This window comes from Rhizobium sp. GW821-FHT14E12, assembly GCF_058803745.1.
Genome location: NZ_JBXAPH010000004.1, coordinates 376530 through 394383 on the forward strand (window position 1 = coordinate 376530; position 17854 = coordinate 394383).

Sequence of the window (17854 nt, forward strand, 5' to 3'; positions counted from 1 at the left end):
ATTGAAAAGGCCGCACCTCGATAGCGCGGCCTTTTCCGCTTCATGCCGGCAACAATCCGTATCGCCAGCCACGATCCCGTGCGTTGCGCGACAGGACCAGCCAGGCAAGCGCGAACATCCCCGCCTCCGCAAAGACCGGCACCATCCAGATCCCGCGCTCGCCGAAGATGAAGGGAAGCAGGAATGTCAGCGGCAGCGTGAACAGATAGGGTCTCGACAGGCCGAAGATCGCCCCCCGCTTCGCATCGCCGATCGACTGGAAATAGGACGAGAGCATCATCATCTGCCCATAGAGGAAGTAAGCGCCGATCGTCCAGGGCAAGATCCGTCCCACTTCCCCGACAATGACGGCATCGCCGACGAAGACGCTCCCGAGATGCCGGGCCAGCAATTCGACAACCAGCTCCACCGTCGCGCAATAGATCAGCGCGGAGACCATCGCGATCTGCAGGCTGCGGCCGACACGGGCCGGAAGCGCCGCGCCGTGATTGTGGCCGGACACGGTTTGCAGCGTGATGCTGAGGCCGAGCAGCGGCAGATAGGCAAAGGTCAATATCCGGGTGATGATCCCGTAGGCGGCGACCGTCGCGACATAATCGCGTTCATGCCAAATCGACAGGTTGAACAGGATTGCCGCCGAGCTCAGCGATATGCCTATGAAGCCGAGGCTCATCGGTGCTCCGAAGACGATGATTCCACGCCATTCCGAGACCGCGACCGTCCTTGTGGGCCTGAGCGCGACGGGATGACGCCAGCGATAGACAAGAACGATCATCAGGCAGATGAACTGCGCTGCGATCGAACCGGCGGCCGACCCGATGACACCCCAATGTGCAACTGCGATCAGCAGCCAATTGGCGACGATATTGAGCAGTGTCGAGGCAAGGGTCACCAGCGTCATGAAACCGATCTTGCCTTCGCAACGCAGCGCGTCAATGTGCAGCGACAATAGGAAACTGACCGGCGCGAAACCGACCATGACCCCCATGAAGGCATTGGCATTGGCGGCAACCGCGGCGTCGCCGGCCGCGCTCGCGGCGATGACATGCCGGCCGACGGTCCAATAGACGGCATTGACCAGGATCACCACCGCGAGGGCAAGCGCATGGGCTCCGGTAAAGACTTTTCCCGCTCCCACGCGATCCCCCGCCCCCAGGCGGCGCGCCAAAATGCTTGCCATGCCGTTCGAGACCAGGGCTTGCAGGGCGATCAGCAGCATGAGCGCGGGAAAGATCAGGCTTACCGCAGACAGCGCCGCGGCGCCGACATAGATGCCGAGGAAATAGGCGTCGACGACGGAAAACAAGCCGCTGATGGTGGTGATCATGACGATCGGTGCGGCTGTGCGGGCAAAGACGCCGGGTAGCCAGCCTGTCAGGAAGATATTGTTTTCGGAATGCTTGATCATGGCAATATCCACGCGGCATCGCGCGCCACCCTTGGCGGCGGCGATCCATCGATAAAAAGAGGATTGTCAGATGTCGAGTAACAAATGCGGCACGCCGTCCGACGTCTTGCGCGGCGAAATGCCGTCGGCGTCGATCTGGGCGTTGATCCGCCGGCGAAACGCCGAAAAGCTCTCGAAGGTCACAACATCCACCGGTTCGTCGAAATGGATGGTGATCTTGTGGAGCCCACCCGCTTGCTCCGAAAGGGCCAGAACCTTGCCGGTGAAGGGCTGGTTTAGATAGCGGCCACGAACGGCAGCGCCGACCGCAAACGGCACGCGTGGCGCGGCATTCGGTTTCGCGGCGAGCGCCGACAGCGTATTCCAGTCGCGCAAGCCATGTTGCTTGGCAACCAGCTCTAGCGCGACGCTATGGGCAATATCGTTGCCGCGCTCAGCCATGGCCTGGCGCAGACGCCTGGCTTGTACCTTCAGTTCATCGATGGACGGATAAATCGTCGTCACGGTATCAGCCTTTGCTAAGGCATGCTTTTACGACTGCGGATCGGGGCTCGCATTACCGTCAGTCAGCACGCCTTCAAATGGCTGTGACCATATTCGCGAGGGCTTCACCTTGGATTTTCATCCGCGAGCGGCCGGCGCCTCGAACCGTCCTTCGTATGGTCGAAGCCGAAGCCCCTGTCAAGACAAGGCGCCGGAATGTGAACGCGGCTCACGCCTTCCATCCCGCTCAGGCGGCCAGATAGCGCTCGATATGATCAACCGGGAAATTCGTCAGGTCCTTGGCAAGTTCGGCGACGATGGCTGTCTGTGAGTGCGCCCCCAGCCGAGGCCGCAGGACACCGAGCGCATGGGGCGGCGCCACGAGGATCATGCTCTTGATGCCCTTGCTCTGCACAAGCAAATCGATCTTCGCCGCCACGCCCTTCAGGAACTCCTCTTCCGCATGATTTTGCCATGTCGTTTCCTCCACAGCGCTGCCTCCGATACCTGCGGCCTTATGGCTGCGCCCCGGCTTACCCGTGCCGAGTTCCCGATCCGGCGTATGCGGCTGCTCCAGGATTTCGCGCGTTTTCAAATCCAGCTTCAGATCGCTGCTCATATTCTCCAGAAACAATGCCTTGGCGCCGTCGCAAATGACGACCCATGCCCCGCCTGCAATCCTGATATCGACCATTATCTCTGTCCTCATGCTTTCATGCCACGGCTAGAATCGCCGATGGGAGGGAACGCCTCATGGCCCGAAGGGTTCAAAAATCGACATATTCGATAAGCGCGTTAGCCCAATCGGCTGCGAAAGCGTCGATTCGTTAAAATTCGACGGGCACGATTGACGCTTATGCAAAACCTCCGTGCAAGGTTCATGCTGTACCGAGATGAATTCGGGCCGCCTCCAACGGGGAATGACAATGCTTCGCTCAACGCATCTGGCGAAAGTCAAATCCGAAGTCTACGAACGCAGCTGGGAACGGTTCCACGTTCAGCGTCCAGCGCGTCTCATCGCCGTACGCCCCTGCCTGACCGGCATCTCCGTGCGCAGTGCCGAGATCGTCGATATCTCGCGGGGTGGCGCCAGTTTCTTTGTCGGCACGACCGTCGGGCTGCCGGCGCATTACTACCTCAACATCCTCGGTCTCGCCTACCGCATCGCCTGCGCCGAGGTCAGCCGGATCGATAACCGCATCTACGTCCGCTTCATCAATCTGCTGGAGCCGGAAACGTTGAGACGTGTTGTGCGCGCCGATTTCATGATCGGCAACACCGAAGCGCTGGCCGCGCGCGGCAAGCGAATTGCGCGCGCCTAGCGGCACGTTTTTCCACTCTTGCAACCGCCCGCCAAGCGCCTATTGTGCTGCGCCTTGCAACAGAATTCGGGAAAACCAGCCAGAATGTCCGCCTTTTCGCGCTTCATCCCGCTGATCAGCGCCCTTCCCTCCACGGTGCCCTTCGTCGGCCCGGAAGCCCTCGAGCGTCAGCGCGGGCTGACCGTTCAGGCGCGTATCGGCGCCAATGAAAACGGCTTCGGCCCCGCTCCCTCCGTCATCGAAGCGATGCGCGAGAATGCCGGTGACATCTGGAAATACAACGATCCTGAAAATTTCGCGCTGAAGGAGGCGCTGGCCGCGCATCTCGGCGTCAAGCCGGCGAACATCGCCGTCGGCGAAGGCATCGACAGCCTGCTCGGCCTGATCGCCCGCATGGTGATCGAGCCGGGGACACCCGTCGTCACCTCGCTCGGCGGCTATCCGACCTTCAATTTTCATGTCGTCGGCTTCGGCGGGCGACTGGTGACGGTGCCCTATGTCAACGATCGCGAGGATCTGGATGGGCTGCTGGACGCGGTCGCCCGCGAAAATGCGCCGCTCGTCTACTTCGCCAACCCCGACAATCCGATGGGAAGCTGGTGGGATGCCGATAGGATCGTCGCCTTCGCCCGCGCCCTGCCGGAAAGCTGCCTGCTCATCCTCGACGAAGCCTATAGCGAAACCGGTCCCGCCAACTCCTTGCCCGACATCTCAGCGCTGATCGATCTGCCGAACGTGCTGCGTACCCGCACCTTCTCCAAGGCCTACGGCCTTGCCGGCGCCCGTGTCGGCTATGCCATCGGCGTACCGGAAACGGTGTTGGCCTTCGACAAGATCCGCAATCACTTCGGCATGAACCGGCTGGCAACGGCAGCAGCGCTCGCCGCACTGAAGGACCAGGCCTATCTCACTGAAGTCGTCGGCAAGATTCGCGCTGCCCGCGAGCAAATCGGCATGATCGCCCGCGACAACGGGCTCTCGCCGCTGGCCTCCGCCACCAATTTCGTCGCCGTCGATTGCGGCCGCGACGGGACCTATGCTCGCGCCATCGTCGACGGGCTGATCGAGCACGGCGTCTTCATCCGCATGCCGGGCGTGGCGCCGCTCAACCGCTGCATCCGCATCAGCGTCGGCCCCAGCCAAGATCTCGATCTTCTGGCGGAAGCCCTGCCGAAGGTGCTGAAGGCGATCGGCTAAAAGCCTGAACAACAAAAAAACCGCGCCGGCCTTGTGTCCGGCCGGTCGCGGTCTCCCTGTTGGTGGCAGCGCGCTTCTCCGCCCGCTACCGGTCGCCCCTCTTTTGAGGTTATTATTGTCGTATTCTTTGTGGCACGCTTCAGTGCATGGTCATCCATTCGCGGGCGGCGCGGAGCGCTGCGGCGAGCTGCATCTTGGTCAGCGTGGCGGCGACGTCGGCGCGAAGCTCGGCGGCGCGGTCGCTGCCCTTGATGGCGGCGATATTCAACCATTTATGGGCGGCAACCGGGTCTGCCTTGCAGCCCCTGCCGGTTGCATAATTGACGCCCAGTTCGCAAAGGGCATCGGCGCTGTTGCCACCCATCATGGCCATTTCAGACATCGGAATTTCGAAGCGTGCCATCGGTTTTATCCCTGTTTCAGTCTCGTTGCGTCTGCCCTGTTTTCCGTCCGGACCTTGCCGTCTATCGCGGCTTGATGGTCCTTCCGGCCGGCGGGTTTGCCCCGCTCGTTTGATGGCTTCACTATCGCAGACGGCTTTCAAAAAACGGCTAAAATGCATGCTTAATTCGATGCAAACAAAGTACAAATGCTTGGTAAATTTGGGATTTTGTTAAACATCGCTTCCCTTGCAAATTAAGGACTTTTGAGCGAGTTTTACCCATTGTTAAGATCTGGATTTAAACCCTTCATTCACCATGAAAAGAGCTGGCAAAACAAGACTTGCCATTTTCCGGCGTGACGAACAGGGCTGACAAACAGGAAAATTGCGATTGAAAACTATATTTACCTTTACGTTCGCGTCAGATAATTTCACCACGATCCCGGCTATGGGAACGGGAAACTTTCGGGGAGGAAAGATATGATCCGCACGACCATCATTGCCGTTGCGCTGGTTTTCAGCGCAGGCACCGCTTTTGCCGACGAGCAGATCGTCGGTAATTGGAAGACCGAGGCGGGCGATACCGCCGCCATCACATCCTGCGGCGGTGAATATTGCGTGACGCTGAAAAGCGGCAAATATGCCGGCCGACAGATCGGCAAGATGCATGGCACAGGCGGCACCTATACCGGCGAGATCACCGACCCTGCCGCCGACAAGACCTATGCCGGCTCCGGCTCCGTAAAAGGCAACGCTCTGAAGATGCAGGGCTGCGTCCTGAAGGTCTTCTGCAAATCGCAGACCTGGACGAGGCTTTAGCCTCTCTTGATCGACAAGGCTCAGCGAGGGCGATAACGCCCTCGCCCGGTGCTCTCGTTTACAATGTTCGGCATCTTCAAGGATACGCGCAACGTGATTGATCACATAACAATTGCCGTCAGCGATCTGGAGAAGAGCAAGCTCTTCTATGAAGGAGCGCTCGCACCCTTGGGATATCGCCTCTCCTTTGGAAAGGAGGGCGTATTCTGGGCTTTCGATGTTGGCGAGGGCAGTCTGTTCGAGATTCAGCAAACAGACAGCAAGCCACCACTGACACATCTGCACGTCGCCTTCCGGGTCAAAAGCAAGGCGGAAGTCGAGGCATTTTATAGTGCTGCTCTTGAGGCGGGAGCCGCGGACAATGGCGCACCCGGCCCGCGACCGGAATATACGCCAAGTTATTACGCCTGCTTTGTTCTTGATCCGGATGGCTACAACATCGAAGCCATGCTCAATGAGCCTTCCACGCAGGCGTGATCAAAGCGCTGTCGCCGGACTGGCGTGGCGCGTTTTCGTAGTCATCTTCCTGAACGCCGGATGAACCGGTATCTCAGCACCCGTTCAGCCTGACCATGGCAAAACAGTGTCCAGTATAGGGCATGGGTAGGTCCAGGAATATGAATACGATCATCATGGCATGGCGTTTCGCAGTTATCATGCTGTTTGCCGCCGTCTTTGCGTTCACGTTTTCGATGGCGGTCGAACATACCGGTCGCAGCGGCGCGCAATCGCATTTCGGTGCAAGCTTCACTTGCCTGCAGACGGGAGCCCCCTATTGCACCACGGTGCAATAGTCGGGGACCTCTGGCCGTTTTTCAGGAACTGAACCGCGCAACGGCATAAAAATAGCTGCGAAAATCCCAGACCGTGCCTTGCAACGTCGTTTGCTTGTTAAAGATGCCACTATATAATAGCGCATGAGCAACCGAATCTCTCCCTTTTCGCCCCTCGAAATCTCCTCCCCGAGCCCGTTTCAGCCGCGGAGCTTTACCGATCCCGGCAAGGCGGTCGAGGCTCTGACCGAGCTTTACGATCGCAACACCGACTTCCTGATCGATAATTTTACCAAGCTCGCCAACGGTGAGCCGATCACGGCGCGCTATCGCGCCTTCTACCCTCAGGTCAGCATCGAGACGACCAGCTTCGGCCATGTCGATTCGCGCCTTTCCTACGGCCACGTCACGGCGCCCGGCGTCTACACCACCACCATCACCCGCCCGCAGCTCTTCAAGCACTATCTGAAGGAACAGCTCGCGCTCTTGATGCGCAGCCATAATGTGCCGGTGGTGGTGTCGGAATCGACGACGCCGATCCCCTTGCATTTCGCCTTCGGCGAAGGTGCCTATGTGGAAGCATCCGCCGCCGGCTTCGCCGATATTCCGCTGCGCGACCTCTTCGACACGCCGGACCTGAACACCACGGACGATGAAATCGCCAACGGCGAATATATCCCGCCGCCGGGCGAGCCCTCGCCGCTGGCACCTTTTACCGCGCAGCGCATCGACTATTCGCTCGCCCGCCTGTCCCACTATACGGCGACCAGTGCGAAGCATTTCCAGAACTTCGTACTGTTCACGAACTATCAGTTCTATGTCGACGAATTCTGCAACTGGGCGCGCGACCTGATGGCCAAGGGCGGCGACGGCTATACCGCCTTCGTCGAGCCGGGCAACATCACCACGCCGGCCGGCTCCAGCCAGCCGGAAGGCGATACGACCCCGCCACGGCTGCCGCAAATGCCGGCCTACCATCTGAAAAAGAAGGGCCATGCCGGCATCACCCTGGTCAATATCGGTGTCGGCCCGTCCAACGCCAAGACGATCACCGACCATGTCGCGGTGCTGCGCCCGCATGCCTGGCTGATGCTCGGCCACTGCGCCGGCCTGCGCAACAGCCAGCGGCTTGGCGACTATGTGCTGGCGCATGCCTATATGCGTGAGGATCACGTTCTCGACGACGACCTGCCGGTTTGGGTGCCGATCCCGGCATTGGCCGAAGTGCAGGTCGCGCTGGAAGCAGCCGTTGCCGAAATCACCGGTTTCGAAGGCTTCGAGCTGAAGCGCATCATGCGTACCGGCACGGTCGGCACGATCGACAACCGCAACTGGGAACTGCGCGATCAGGCTGGCCCGGTCAAGCGCCTGTCGCAGGCCCGCGCCGTGGCGCTAGACATGGAGTCGGCAACCATCGCCGCCAACGGCTTCCGTTTCCGCGTCCCCTACGGCACGTTGCTCTGCGTTTCTGACAAGCCGCTGCACGGCGAGCTGAAGCTGCCGGGCATGGCGACCGCCTTCTACCGCACCCAGGTGAACCAGCACCTGCAGATCGGCATCCGCGCCATCCAGAAACTGGCCGAAATGCCACCGGAAAAGCTGCATTCGCGCAAGCTGCGCAGCTTCTTCGAGACGGCCTTTCAGTAAGATAAGGGGCACTTTGCCCCTTATTCCTTTACTTCAGACATCAGCGATGTGTAACCGACCGCAGCCACTTGCGGATGATCGGTCGTGGGCTCCGCTGCCCAGCTGAGGCAGAGGATCAGTACGGCAAAGGCGCCGAAGCCGATTGCCGTGCGAAGAATGTCCTTACGGAGATCGCCGATCTCCAACAACTCCTTCTCCGACAGGGCCTTCTCTCTCCACTGACTTAGCAGTGCCGCTTCCAGATTATACATGTCCGTCTCTCCTTTGTTGAAGACGGACCTTGTCGACCGGACCCAGCCCTTTTCGACAGCGGTCAATTTTTTTGTCATGCTGCCTGAGGGGATGTCGATTTGCGCGTGGCTCGCTCGTCTATGGCTGTCAGCAAATGGAAGAGGAGACGGCTGCGATGAAATATCTGTGTCAGGTCTGGTTCGACGGCACGAGGCTCGATGCCATGACGAAAGAGGAAAAGCACAGGCTCGATTCGGATTCGCTCGGTTACGACCGGGATCTGATGGCAAGCGGGCACATGATCCATGCCGAGGCGCTGCAATCGCCAAGTTCGGCGGTGACCGTGCGGGTGCGCAACGGCGAGACCTCGGTGACGGATGGCCCCTTCATCGAGACCAAGGAATATCTTGGCGGCTTCATCCTGATCGACGCCAAGGACCTGAACGACGCTATCCGCGTCGCGGCGGGCATACCGCTCGCAAAGCTCGGCGCGATCGAAGTGCGGCCGATCCATTCCTTCGGTCCCGAACTCTGAGGAGACGATGATGAAATTTCTCTGCCAGGTCTGGTTCGACACCGCCGAAATCGCGACCATTACCGAGGAGGAAGGACGGCGGCTGACGCTGGAGTCCATCGATAGCGACAACCGGTTGCGCGACAGCGGGCATCTGATCGTCGCCAATGCCTTGCGCGAGCCAGAGACCGCCAGAACCGTGCGGGTGCGCAAGGGCGAGACCACGGTCACCGACGGTCCCTTCGCCGAGATCAAGGAACATCTCGGCGGCTTTGTACTCATCGAGGCGAAGGACATGGAGGAAGCAACGCGTATCGCCGCTACCTTCCCCGTCGCCCGATATGGCATGATCGAAGTCCGCGCAGCCTTCGACATCCGGTTTCCGGATGAATAGGCGCCAAGGGAGAGAGTGATGCGATTTCTATGCCTGATCTACACATCCGTCGACGTCGACGGAAGGCTGACGCAAAGCGAGATGAACCATCTGATCGGCGAGCATTTCGTCTATGATGAGGGCCTGCGGCAGGACGGCAGCCTCATCGTTTCGGATGCGCTGGAACTCCGAAACAAATCGATCGTCATCCGGCCACATGGCGACAGGTTTTCGGTGACGGATGGGCCATTCGTGGAGACGAAGGAACATCTGGCCGGTTTCTACCTCATTGAGGCGCCCGATCTGGATCGCGCGACCGATATCGCCAAACACATTCCCTCGGCACGTTATGGTGCCATAGAAATTCGCCCGGTGCGTATCCTGACCCTGCGGGGAGACCTTGCGGAGGAACGCTGACGCCGTGTCCCTGAACGCAACCATCGACGATATCTACCGCAGTCAGTCACGCCGCGTGCTGGCGACGCTGATCCGTCTGTTGGGCGATTTCGACCGGGCGGAAGAGGCACTGCACGATGCCTTCGCGGCGGCGGCCCAACAATGGACGGAAGAGACGATCCCGGCCAACCCCTATGCGTGGCTGGTCTCGGCCGGCCGTTTCCGGGCGATAGACCACATCCGGCGGCGTACGCGTTTCGACGCCTCCACAGCCGATATCGCTGACAGCCTCTATCCGGAGGGCGAGATGATGGAGGTCGCCGAGAGCCAGGAGATCGAAGACGATATGCTGCGGCTGATCTTCACCTGCTGCCATCCGCTCATTCCCGCCGAAGCGCAGATGGCGATGGCGCTGCGGGAGGTCTGCGGCCTGACGACGGAAGAGATCGCCCACGCCTTTCTGGTTCCGGCACCAACCGTCGCGCAACGCATCGTCCGCGCCAAGAACCGCATCCGCACCGCCCATATTCCCTATGAAGTCCCGGCAAAGACGGAGCTGCCGGAACGACTGGCGCAGGTGCTGCACGTCATCTATCTCGTCTTTAACGAAGGCTATTCCGCTTCCTCCGGCGCGGCGATCATCCGCGCCGACCTTGCCGCCGAGGCTATTCGTCTCGGCCGTCTGCTGCTGACGCTCCTGCCTGATCCGGAGGTGGCCGGCCTGCTGGCAATGATGCTGCTGCAGGATTCGCGGCGGCTGGCGCGGGCAAGCGCCTCCGGAGACCTCATTCTGCTTGCCGATCAGGACCGTGCGCTCTGGGATGACGCGAAGATCCGCGAGGGGCTGGCCTTTGCGGCCGAGGCAATGGCGGACGAAAGCGTCGGCAGCTATGCGCTGCAGGCGGCAATTGCCGCCGAGCATGCGCGCGCGGCAACCACGGACCAGACCGACTGGCGAGGGATCGTGGCGCTTTACGATCTGTTGCTGGTGGCGCATCCATCACCGGTGGTCGAGCTCAACCGGGCCGTCGCCGTTTCGATGTGCGATGGGCCAGCCGCAGGACTGCGGATCGTTGACGACCTCCTTGGCGAGGATCGGCTGGCTAGATATCACCTCGCCCACGCGGCAAGAGCCGATTTCCTGCGCCAGCTCAACCGCGACGACGAAGCACGGCAGGCTTACGAAACCGCGCTCTCGTTTTGCCACCAGGCACCTGAGCAGGCATTCCTGCGCAAACGCTTGGCCGAACTTGCCCGCAAAACCGAGCGATAGACCCGATCAGGCCCGCTTCCTGGAGGCGAGCAGGCCGAGGGCCGTTCCCGTCAAAGCCGACACGACGATCAGCAGATGGGCGTTGATGCTGGCCTGTGCGAGATTATCGATAGCCGTTTTCGCGCCCGAGGCGCCGAAGGCCATGGCACCGGCGGTGATGCCGGCCGGATAGGTGCCGACGCCGCCGGGCGCATGCACCGGCAGCACGGACGACAGTTCGCCGCCGAGCGCGCCACCGAAGCTGGCCGAGAGCGGCGTGACATTCATCAGGCCGAGCGCCCAGGCGAGCACGGCGACCTTCACCAGCCAGTTAACCACCGTCGTCAGCCATGCGCGGGCAAAGGCGCCGGCGTTGGAGGGCAGGCCGCGTTCCAGCTCATGCACCAGTCCCTGCGCCTTCTTTGGCAATACCTTAGCAGCAAAACGGATCAGCGGTCGGCGCAAGGCAAAGCCGGCGACCGGCAGCAGCAGGAAGGCAACCCAGACTATCCAGGCAAGTGCCGGATAGGGAGAGGCAAGAGCAAGGCCGATGCCGGCCGCGGCCAGCAACGCATGCAGGTCGAACAGCCGCATGACGAACAGCGCCGAGGTGCTACGCGCCAGCGGGATGCCGAATTCCGAGCGCATCAGCACGGGGAAGCTGGTCTCACCGGTGCGGAAGGGCAACATGATGTTGAGAAGATTATGGACCTGCGTCACACGGAAGAGTGCGGCGAAATGACCGCCGGTCTCCTTCGGGAAATAATCGTAGATGCGCCAGGTGCGCAGGAAATAGGTGCCGGTCAAAAGCGCCAGTGCCAGCAGGATGGGCAGGACGCCGACCTTGCCCCATTGCGCCAGGATCGCGCTCCAGCCCCAGAACCACTCGATGAAGGCGGCATAGGCGAGTACGACGACAAGCGTGAGCAACGTCATGCGGTTGCGAATAAACCAGCTCTGTCGGCTGGCAACCATCGGAGTCTTCATGTAGTAGAGCACCCAACGCGAGCGGAGGCAGACGCCGGACATGTCGCTCGCTCCGTCCGGCAGGTTCTGCCGGTCTTTTAGGAGAAAGAACAGTTGCAGACAACGGCAGAGTCGATCCTCTCCCTGGCCGACACGGCAAGCGCCCTTGAGCTTTCGCTGGTTGTGCCCGTCTTTAACGAGGAAGAAAGCGTCGGACCGCTCATCGAGCGCATCTGTTCCGCGATGGTGGATTTCACCAAGCCCTGGGAACTGATCCTGATCGACGACGGCAGCACGGACGCCACGCTCGCCAATGCGCGCCGCTCGCTCGGACGCGAGGGACTGACGCTGCGCATCGTCGAGCTTCAACGCAATTTTGGCCAGACCGCCGCCATGCAGGCCGGCATCGACGCCGCCACCGGCCGGCTGATCGCCACCATGGACGGCGACCTGCAGAACGACCCGAAGGATATCCCCTCGATGGTCGAGGAGCTGGAACGTCGTCAACTGGACCTCCTCGTCGGCTGGCGCAAGAACCGTCAGGACGGGCTTCTCCTGCGCAAGATCCCCTCCTGGTGCGCCAATTATCTCATCGGCCGCATTACCGGTGTGAAGCTGCACGACTATGGTTGCAGCCTGAAAATCTACCGCGCCACGATCATCAAGCAGGTGAAGCTGATGGGCGAGATGCACCGCTTCATTCCGGCCTGGGTCGCCGGTGTCGTACCGAGCTCACGCATCGGCGAAGTCGCCGTCACGCATCACGCGCGCCAGCACGGCACATCGAAATACGGGATCTCGCGCACGTTCCGCGTCATCCTCGACCTGCTGTCGGTGATGTTCTTCATGCGCTACAAGGCACGGCCTGGCCACTTCTTCGGCTCTCTCGGCCTCGGCCTCGGAGCGCTCTCCGCAATAGTGCTGTTCTGGCTCTTCATCGACAAGTTCATCTTCGGCGACGATATCGGCAACAGGCCGCTGCTATTGGTCGGCATCGTGCTGCTGTTGTCGTCGGTGCAGATGATCACGACGGGGATTCTCTCGGAAATGATCGCGCGCATCTATTATCGCGACGATCTGTCCCCGAATTATATCGTCCGCAAGATATTCGATCGGAACGATTTGGATGCATAGACTTCTGGTCCGCCGGCCAGATGCTATCCTCCTCTTGCTTGCCGGTTACTTCCTTCTCGAGTTCGTCGTGCGGCTCGCCATGCCGCATGGCATGCGCTACGACGAGTCGCAGCAGGCACTGTTCTCGCAATGGCTGACGCTCGGTTACGATTCCCAACCGCCGCTTTATAATTGGGTGCAGGCGCTGGTCGTCGCCATCTTCGGCCTGTCGCTGACGACGATCTCCATCGTCAAGAATGTCGTCCTGTTCCTGGTCTACCTCAGCTATTACAAGCTTGCCAAGGAAGTGCTGTCGGACAAGGTCTTCGCGGCGATCGCCACCCTGTCGCTGCTGACGATGCCGCAGCTCTTCTGGGAGGCGCAACGCGACCTGACGCATACGGTGACGCAGCTCCTGGCCATCAATCTCTTCCTCTATGGTGCGATCCGCACGCTGAAGGTACCCAGCACAGGCTCTTATGTGCTCACCGGCGTAGCACTCGGCATCGGCATGCTGTCGAAATACAATTTCGCGCTGTTAGCCGCTGCCGCCACCGTCGCGGTCCTGATGCATCCGCAAGGCCGCGCCCGCATCTTCGACAAACGTTTCCTGCTGACCTTGCTGATCTCGGCTCTGATTTTCCTGCCGCACGGGCTCTGGCTGGTCCACAATCTCGACATCGCCTCCGGACGCACCTTGGGGATCATGGGGCAGAATGCACCCAAAGGCGCCTTTACCAAGCTACTGAAAGGACCGCTGGAATTCGCGAAGCTGGTCATCGTCATCGTCACGCCGACGCTTCTCGTCTATTCGCTCGTCTTCGGGAAGAGCTTCTTCGGGAGCTTACGGCAATCGAACGAATGGACGCGTTTTTTTGAAGTCCTGTTTGTCGTGATCGCCGCGCTGGTGCTGATCCTGATCGTCGCCATCGGCATGACGGCGCTGCGAGACCGTTGGCTGATGCCCTTTCTGTTCCTGCTACCGATCTATGCCTGCCTGAAGATGGACGTGGCTGGCGTCAAGGCGGCGGATTTCGGCAAACGCTTCTTCTTTGTCCCTCTGGCCATGATGGTGTTCGTCCCGGTGCTGCTTTGGGTTTGCGCCACCTTTCCGCTGCTCTTCGGCTCCTATGAACACTACAACAGCCCCTACCCCACCTTCGTTCGCCAGGTCGTCGAGACGGAAGGCAAGAAGCCGGGGCTGATGCTGACGGACAACTGGTTACCGGCCGGCAATCTGCATTTGCAGCTACCCGATGTGCCGACCATGTCGCTCTTCTTCGGAAATCTGAAGGCAAATTACGAATGGACCACAGACCGCCCGATCCTCATTGTCTGGCAGCCGAGAAGCGACGGCGCGGGAATGCCGGCGCCATTGACAAACTGGCTGCATGACACGCTCGGTCCGCAATATGCCGCGCCGGAGGTCAAGCGCGCGGATGTCCAGTATATGAGCGGCAAACCCGGTGATATGATGTCCTTCGCCTATGCCTGGGTCTATCCGAAATAACCGCTGACCATCCGATCCGCGGGGACTGCTGCTCGATTTCAACGCCGGAACCGCTGATGAACCCGACCGATACGCCTGAGAACACGCTGCCTGAGCCTGCCGATCTTCCGCCATGGCAGGTCAAAAGCTCCACCCATCTGCTGCACGACCGTTGGCTGAAAGTCCGAGCCGACACCTGCGTCACGGCGGAGGGGACGGAGATTGCGCCCTATTACGTGCTGGAATATCCAGACTGGGTGGAAGTGGTGGCGCTTGATGCCGAGGACAATATCTACCTAGTCCAGCAATATCGTCACGGTCTGGGTGTCGTCGCATTGGAACTGCCGGGTGGCGCGGTCGACGCGATCGATGCCAGCCCGGTCGAGGCGGCGGCGCGAGAATTAAGGGAAGAGACCGGGCTCTCTGCTCCCGAATGGGAATATGTCGGCAGCCTTGCAGCCAACCCCGCTACCCACACCAACCTTTGCCATATCGTACTTGCCCGCAATGTCGAACTTACCGCGAAGCCGGCGGACGATCCGACCGAACGCATTCGCCTCATCCGCATACCGATCCGGCAGGCCATCGGGCTGGCGCTCGAGGGCAAGATGATCCAGGTCATCCACGTCGCGGCACTGACGCTGGCCCTACACAAGGCGGGCAAATGGGATGCGCCATCCCCGGCGAACAAGAGCTGACTAGGCTCTCGCCTCCGCCCAGACGGCATCAAGCGCCAGCCGGGTGATGCGGACCATTTCGTCCACCTGGTCGTGGCTGATGATCAGCGGTGGCGAGGCCAGCATGCGGTCGGCGGTGGCCCGCAGGACGAGGCCGTTGGTCAAGGCGTGGTTGCGCACGGCCGAGCCGATGGCATCCGGCTTTTCGAAGCGGCGGCGGGTGGATTTGTCGGCGGCGAGCTGTAGCGCACCCATCAACCCGATGCTGACGGCTTCGCCCACCATCTCATGGTCGGCGAGACTGCCCCAGACCTTTGCGAAATAAGGGCCGATCTCGTCGCGGACACGCTCGATCAGCCGCTCATCCTCGATGATCCGGAGATTCTCCAATGCGGCGGCGGCGCAGACCGGATGGCCCGAATAGGTAAAGCCGTGGTTGAACTCGCCGACATCGTTGATCAGCACATCGGCGATGCGATCACTGACCAGCACGCCGCCGATCGGCAGATAACCCGACGACAGGCCCTTGGCGATGGGCGCGAGATCGGGCTCGACACCGAAATGCTGATAGCCGAACCAGGAGCCTAGCCGGCCGAAACCGCAGATGACCTCGTCGCAGACGAGAAGAATGTTCCTTGCCTTGCAGATGCGGGCGATCTCCGGCCAATAGGTAGCGGGCGGAATGATGACGCCGCCTGCCCCCTGCACCGGCTCGGCGATAAAGGCGGCGACATTGTCCTCGCCCAGCTCGTCGATCTTCTCTTCCAGCTCGCGGGCAACCTTGAGGCCGAACTCCTCCGGCGAGAGATCGCCACCTTCGCCGTACCAATAGGGCTGCCCGATATGGACGACGCCGGGGATCGGCAGGTCGCCCTGCTCGTGCATGTATTTCATGCCGCCCATGCTGGCGCCGGCGACGGTCGAGCCGTGATAGCCGTTCCTGCGGGCAATGACCGTCTTCTTCGTCGGCTTGCCCACAGCGCTCCAGTAGACGCGCGCCATGCGGAACCAGGTGTCGTTGGCCTCCGAGCCGGAATTGGTGAAAAAGACATGGTTGAAATGAGGCCCGGCATGGGTGCAGACTTTCTGCGACAGCAGCGTCGCGGGCGTCGTCGTCGTGCCGAAGAAGGTGTTGTAATAGGGCAGCTCGTTCATCTGCCGAATGGCGGCATCGGCAATTTCCGTCCGCCCGTAGCCGATATTGACGCACCAGAGACCGGCAAAGCCATCGAGATATTTATTGCCGTTGCTGTCGAAGATATAGACGCCTTGGCCGCGTTGGATGATCCGCGCGCCATCGGCGTTCAACTTCTTCATGTCCGCGAAGGGATGGAGATGATGAGCGGCGTCGATGGCGGCGAGATTGGAGCGGCTGGAAGTGTCGGGCATCGTTTGCAGAATCCCTATCGGATTGAAAGGCTGGCTTCGATCGTTTACGACCATGACGTGAGCATCGGGGAATGACAAGGGCATGGCGGCTGACAACGCGACCAAGGGACTAGCACGCATCGAAGTGCTGATCGCCGACATGAATGGCCGCCTTCGCGGCAAGCAAATCCCCATCGAAGCCGAAAAGAAGGTCTTGAGCGGCGCAGTCCGCCTGCCGACTTCAACGCAATCGCTTGATATCTGGGGCTATGACAATGACGAGATCACCGGCCTGTCGATGACCATCGGCGACCCCGATGGCACCTGCGTCGTCGATCCGCGCACGCTTGCCGACATGCCCTGGGCGCCTCCTGGATCGAAGCAGGTGCTGGCCACCATGCATGAGCTTGATGGCAGCCCGAGCTTCCAGGACCCGCGCGCGATCCTCAGCTCCGTCCTCGAACGCTACAAGGCGCTCGGACTGACACCGGTGGTCGCGACCGAACTGGAATTCTATCTGCTCGCCGGCGACTGGCGCGAGCGCGACATCCCCTCGCCACCGCCGGCGCTGATGTATCGCGGCGAGCCGAACGGGTACCAGCTTTACGACATGGATGCCGTCGACCTGCTCGGCGACTATCTTGAGACCCTACGCGCCTATGCCAAGGCACAGAACCTGCCGGCCGATGCGACGACGGCGGAGTTCGGTCCCGGCCAATTCGAAGTCAATCTGCTGCATCGACCGGATGCGCTGGCTGCCGCCGACGACTGCATCCTCCTGAAGCGTGTGGCCGAACAAGCGGCGCGCAAACACGGCCTGAAATCGACCTGCATGGCGAAACCCTATACCGACCATGCCGGCTCCGGCCTGCATGTGCATGCCAGCATCATCGACAGCAAGGGCCGCAATATTCTCGACGCGGCGGGCGGCGAGCCGGTGAAACTGAAATCGATCTCTGCCGGCCTGCTGCAAACGCTGCTGGATGCGCAGCTGGTCTTTGCGCCCTATGCCAATTCCTATCGCCGCTTCCAGCCGGACTCCTTCGCGCCCGTGGACCTCACCTGGGGCTACGGCCATCGCGGAACCGCCATACGCATCCCCGAGAAGGATGGACCGGGCGCCCGAATCGAACACCGCGTCGCCGGTGCCGATGCCAACCCTTACCTCATGCTGGCGGCGATCCTCGGCGGCATGCTGCTTGGATTGGAGAGCGATCTCGATCCCGGCGAGGAGACGACGCCGAGCCATGTGCCGGCCGACGCGCCGCGGCTGACGCATGATTTTCTCACCGCCGTGGAGCGCTTCAGCGCCTCTGCCTTTATCACCGATATTTTCGGAGAGCGGTATCAGAAGCTCTATGGCGACACGAAGCACAAGGAAGCGATCCGCCACCTACGCACCGTATCCGATTTCGATTATCGGACCTATCTGCCGCGTCTCTGA

Annotated in this window: 21 protein-coding genes; 14 read left to right on the forward strand and 7 right to left on the reverse strand. The window is 60.9% G+C overall.

Annotated elements, in window-relative coordinates:
* Window positions 1-40: 40 nt before the first annotated feature.
* The 3 genes from AC1RO0_RS18675 to AC1RO0_RS18685 form a co-directional block, all read right to left on the reverse strand.
* Window positions 41-1408, reverse strand: coding sequence for an MATE family efflux transporter (locus tag AC1RO0_RS18675; RefSeq protein WP_498594313.1), 1368 nt, complete (start codon window positions 1406-1408; stop codon window positions 41-43).
* A gap of 66 nt (window positions 1409-1474) precedes the next feature.
* Entirely contained in the window at window positions 1475-1912 is a 438-nt protein-coding gene (locus AC1RO0_RS18680) for a glyoxalase superfamily protein (RefSeq protein WP_498594314.1), read from the reverse strand.
* A 226-nt stretch (window positions 1913-2138) separates the two neighbouring features.
* Window positions 2139-2585 carry a baeRF12 domain-containing protein gene (locus tag AC1RO0_RS18685; protein ID WP_498594315.1) on the reverse strand — a complete coding sequence of 149 codons (447 nt, stop codon included), beginning with the start codon at window positions 2583-2585 and terminating at the stop codon, window positions 2139-2141.
* Window positions 2586-2811: 226 nt separating this feature from the next.
* On the opposite strand from AC1RO0_RS18685, the gene AC1RO0_RS18690 reads away from it, so the two are divergent.
* Both AC1RO0_RS18690 and AC1RO0_RS18695 read left to right on the forward strand, forming a co-directional pair.
* Window positions 2812-3213 carry a PilZ domain-containing protein gene (locus AC1RO0_RS18690; RefSeq protein WP_034519021.1) on the forward strand — a complete coding sequence of 134 codons (402 nt, stop codon included), beginning with the start codon at window positions 2812-2814 and terminating at the stop codon, window positions 3211-3213.
* An 84-nt stretch (window positions 3214-3297) separates the two neighbouring features.
* Complete coding sequence (locus AC1RO0_RS18695) at window positions 3298-4410, forward strand: pyridoxal phosphate-dependent aminotransferase (protein WP_498594316.1); 1113 nt, start codon at window positions 3298-3300, stop codon at window positions 4408-4410.
* Window positions 4411-4549: 139 nt separating this feature from the next.
* Here AC1RO0_RS18695 and AC1RO0_RS18700 read toward each other — a convergent pair whose 3' ends face one another.
* Window positions 4550-4813: a sel1 repeat family protein gene (locus AC1RO0_RS18700; protein WP_007693152.1), complete on the reverse strand. Its 264-nt coding sequence runs from the start codon at window positions 4811-4813 to the stop codon at window positions 4550-4552.
* A 459-nt stretch (window positions 4814-5272) separates the two neighbouring features.
* Here AC1RO0_RS18700 and AC1RO0_RS18705 point away from each other — a divergent pair, with 459 nt between their 5' ends.
* The 4 genes from AC1RO0_RS18705 to AC1RO0_RS18720 all read left to right on the forward strand — a co-directional run bounded on the left by AC1RO0_RS18705 (window position 5273) and on the right by AC1RO0_RS18720 (window position 8031).
* Window positions 5273-5611 (forward strand): DUF2147 domain-containing protein, encoded by a 339-nt coding sequence (locus AC1RO0_RS18705; protein WP_498594317.1) that lies wholly within the window; start codon window positions 5273-5275, stop codon window positions 5609-5611.
* Between the two features lie 93 nt (window positions 5612-5704).
* Window positions 5705-6088 carry a VOC family protein gene (locus AC1RO0_RS18710; protein ID WP_498594436.1) on the forward strand — a complete coding sequence of 128 codons (384 nt, stop codon included), beginning with the start codon at window positions 5705-5707 and terminating at the stop codon, window positions 6086-6088.
* 140 nt (window positions 6089-6228) lie between these two features.
* Window positions 6229-6405, forward strand: a complete 177-nt coding sequence (locus AC1RO0_RS18715; RefSeq protein ID WP_007693156.1) for a hypothetical protein — start codon at window positions 6229-6231, stop codon at window positions 6403-6405.
* Window positions 6406-6528: 123 nt separating this feature from the next.
* Window positions 6529-8031: an AMP nucleosidase gene (locus AC1RO0_RS18720; RefSeq protein ID WP_498594319.1), complete on the forward strand. Its 1503-nt coding sequence runs from the start codon at window positions 6529-6531 to the stop codon at window positions 8029-8031.
* 20 nt (window positions 8032-8051) lie between these two features.
* Here AC1RO0_RS18720 and AC1RO0_RS18725 read toward each other — a convergent pair whose 3' ends face one another.
* A complete protein-coding gene (locus AC1RO0_RS18725) occupies window positions 8052-8282 on the reverse strand; it encodes a hypothetical protein (RefSeq protein ID WP_498594320.1) in 231 nt (76 codons plus the stop codon).
* Window positions 8283-8437: 155 nt separating this feature from the next.
* Between AC1RO0_RS18725 and AC1RO0_RS18730 the strand changes: the two genes are divergently transcribed.
* From AC1RO0_RS18730 to AC1RO0_RS18745, 4 genes are read left to right on the forward strand one after another with little or no spacing between them, the layout of a single operon-like run.
* Window positions 8438-8797 carry a YciI family protein gene (locus AC1RO0_RS18730; protein ID WP_498594321.1) on the forward strand — a complete coding sequence of 120 codons (360 nt, stop codon included), beginning with the start codon at window positions 8438-8440 and terminating at the stop codon, window positions 8795-8797.
* 10 nt (window positions 8798-8807) lie between these two features.
* A complete protein-coding gene (locus tag AC1RO0_RS18735; RefSeq protein WP_498594322.1) occupies window positions 8808-9170 on the forward strand; it encodes a YciI family protein in 363 nt (120 codons plus the stop codon).
* 18 nt (window positions 9171-9188) lie between these two features.
* Window positions 9189-9566: a YciI family protein gene (locus tag AC1RO0_RS18740; RefSeq protein WP_498594323.1), complete on the forward strand. Its 378-nt coding sequence runs from the start codon at window positions 9189-9191 to the stop codon at window positions 9564-9566.
* A 10-nt stretch (window positions 9567-9576) separates the two neighbouring features.
* A complete protein-coding gene (locus AC1RO0_RS18745; RefSeq protein WP_498594437.1) occupies window positions 9577-10818 on the forward strand; it encodes an RNA polymerase sigma factor in 1242 nt (413 codons plus the stop codon).
* Window positions 10819-10824: 6 nt separating this feature from the next.
* Here the strand turns inward: AC1RO0_RS18745 and AC1RO0_RS18750 are convergent, their stop codons facing one another.
* Entirely contained in the window at window positions 10825-11784 is a 960-nt protein-coding gene (locus tag AC1RO0_RS18750) for a lysylphosphatidylglycerol synthase domain-containing protein (protein WP_498594438.1), read from the reverse strand.
* A gap of 93 nt (window positions 11785-11877) precedes the next feature.
* Here AC1RO0_RS18750 and AC1RO0_RS18755 point away from each other — a divergent pair, with 93 nt between their 5' ends.
* From AC1RO0_RS18755 to AC1RO0_RS18765, 3 genes are read left to right on the forward strand one after another with little or no spacing between them, the layout of a single operon-like run.
* Window positions 11878-12897 carry a glycosyltransferase family 2 protein gene (locus AC1RO0_RS18755; protein WP_498594324.1) on the forward strand — a complete coding sequence of 340 codons (1020 nt, stop codon included), beginning with the start codon at window positions 11878-11880 and terminating at the stop codon, window positions 12895-12897.
* The gene (locus tag AC1RO0_RS18760; RefSeq protein WP_498594325.1) at window positions 12890-14386 is read left to right on the forward strand and encodes a glycosyltransferase family 39 protein; all 1497 of its coding nucleotides are present in this window, start codon (window positions 12890-12892) and stop codon (window positions 14384-14386) included. The genes AC1RO0_RS18755 and AC1RO0_RS18760 overlap by 8 nt, the downstream gene beginning before the upstream one ends.
* 56 nt (window positions 14387-14442) lie before the next feature.
* Window positions 14443-15063, forward strand: coding sequence for an NUDIX hydrolase (locus AC1RO0_RS18765; RefSeq protein WP_498594326.1), 621 nt, complete (start codon window positions 14443-14445; stop codon window positions 15061-15063).
* On the opposite strand, the gene AC1RO0_RS18770 is transcribed toward AC1RO0_RS18765, so the two are convergent.
* Complete coding sequence (locus AC1RO0_RS18770) at window positions 15064-16431, reverse strand: aspartate aminotransferase family protein (RefSeq protein WP_498594327.1); 1368 nt, start codon at window positions 16429-16431, stop codon at window positions 15064-15066. It lies immediately after the preceding gene.
* 82 nt (window positions 16432-16513) lie between these two features.
* Between AC1RO0_RS18770 and AC1RO0_RS18775 the strand changes: the two genes are divergently transcribed.
* On the forward strand, window positions 16514-17854 hold the full coding sequence (locus AC1RO0_RS18775; RefSeq protein WP_498594328.1) for a glutamine synthetase family protein: 1341 nt from the start codon (window positions 16514-16516) through the stop codon (window positions 17852-17854).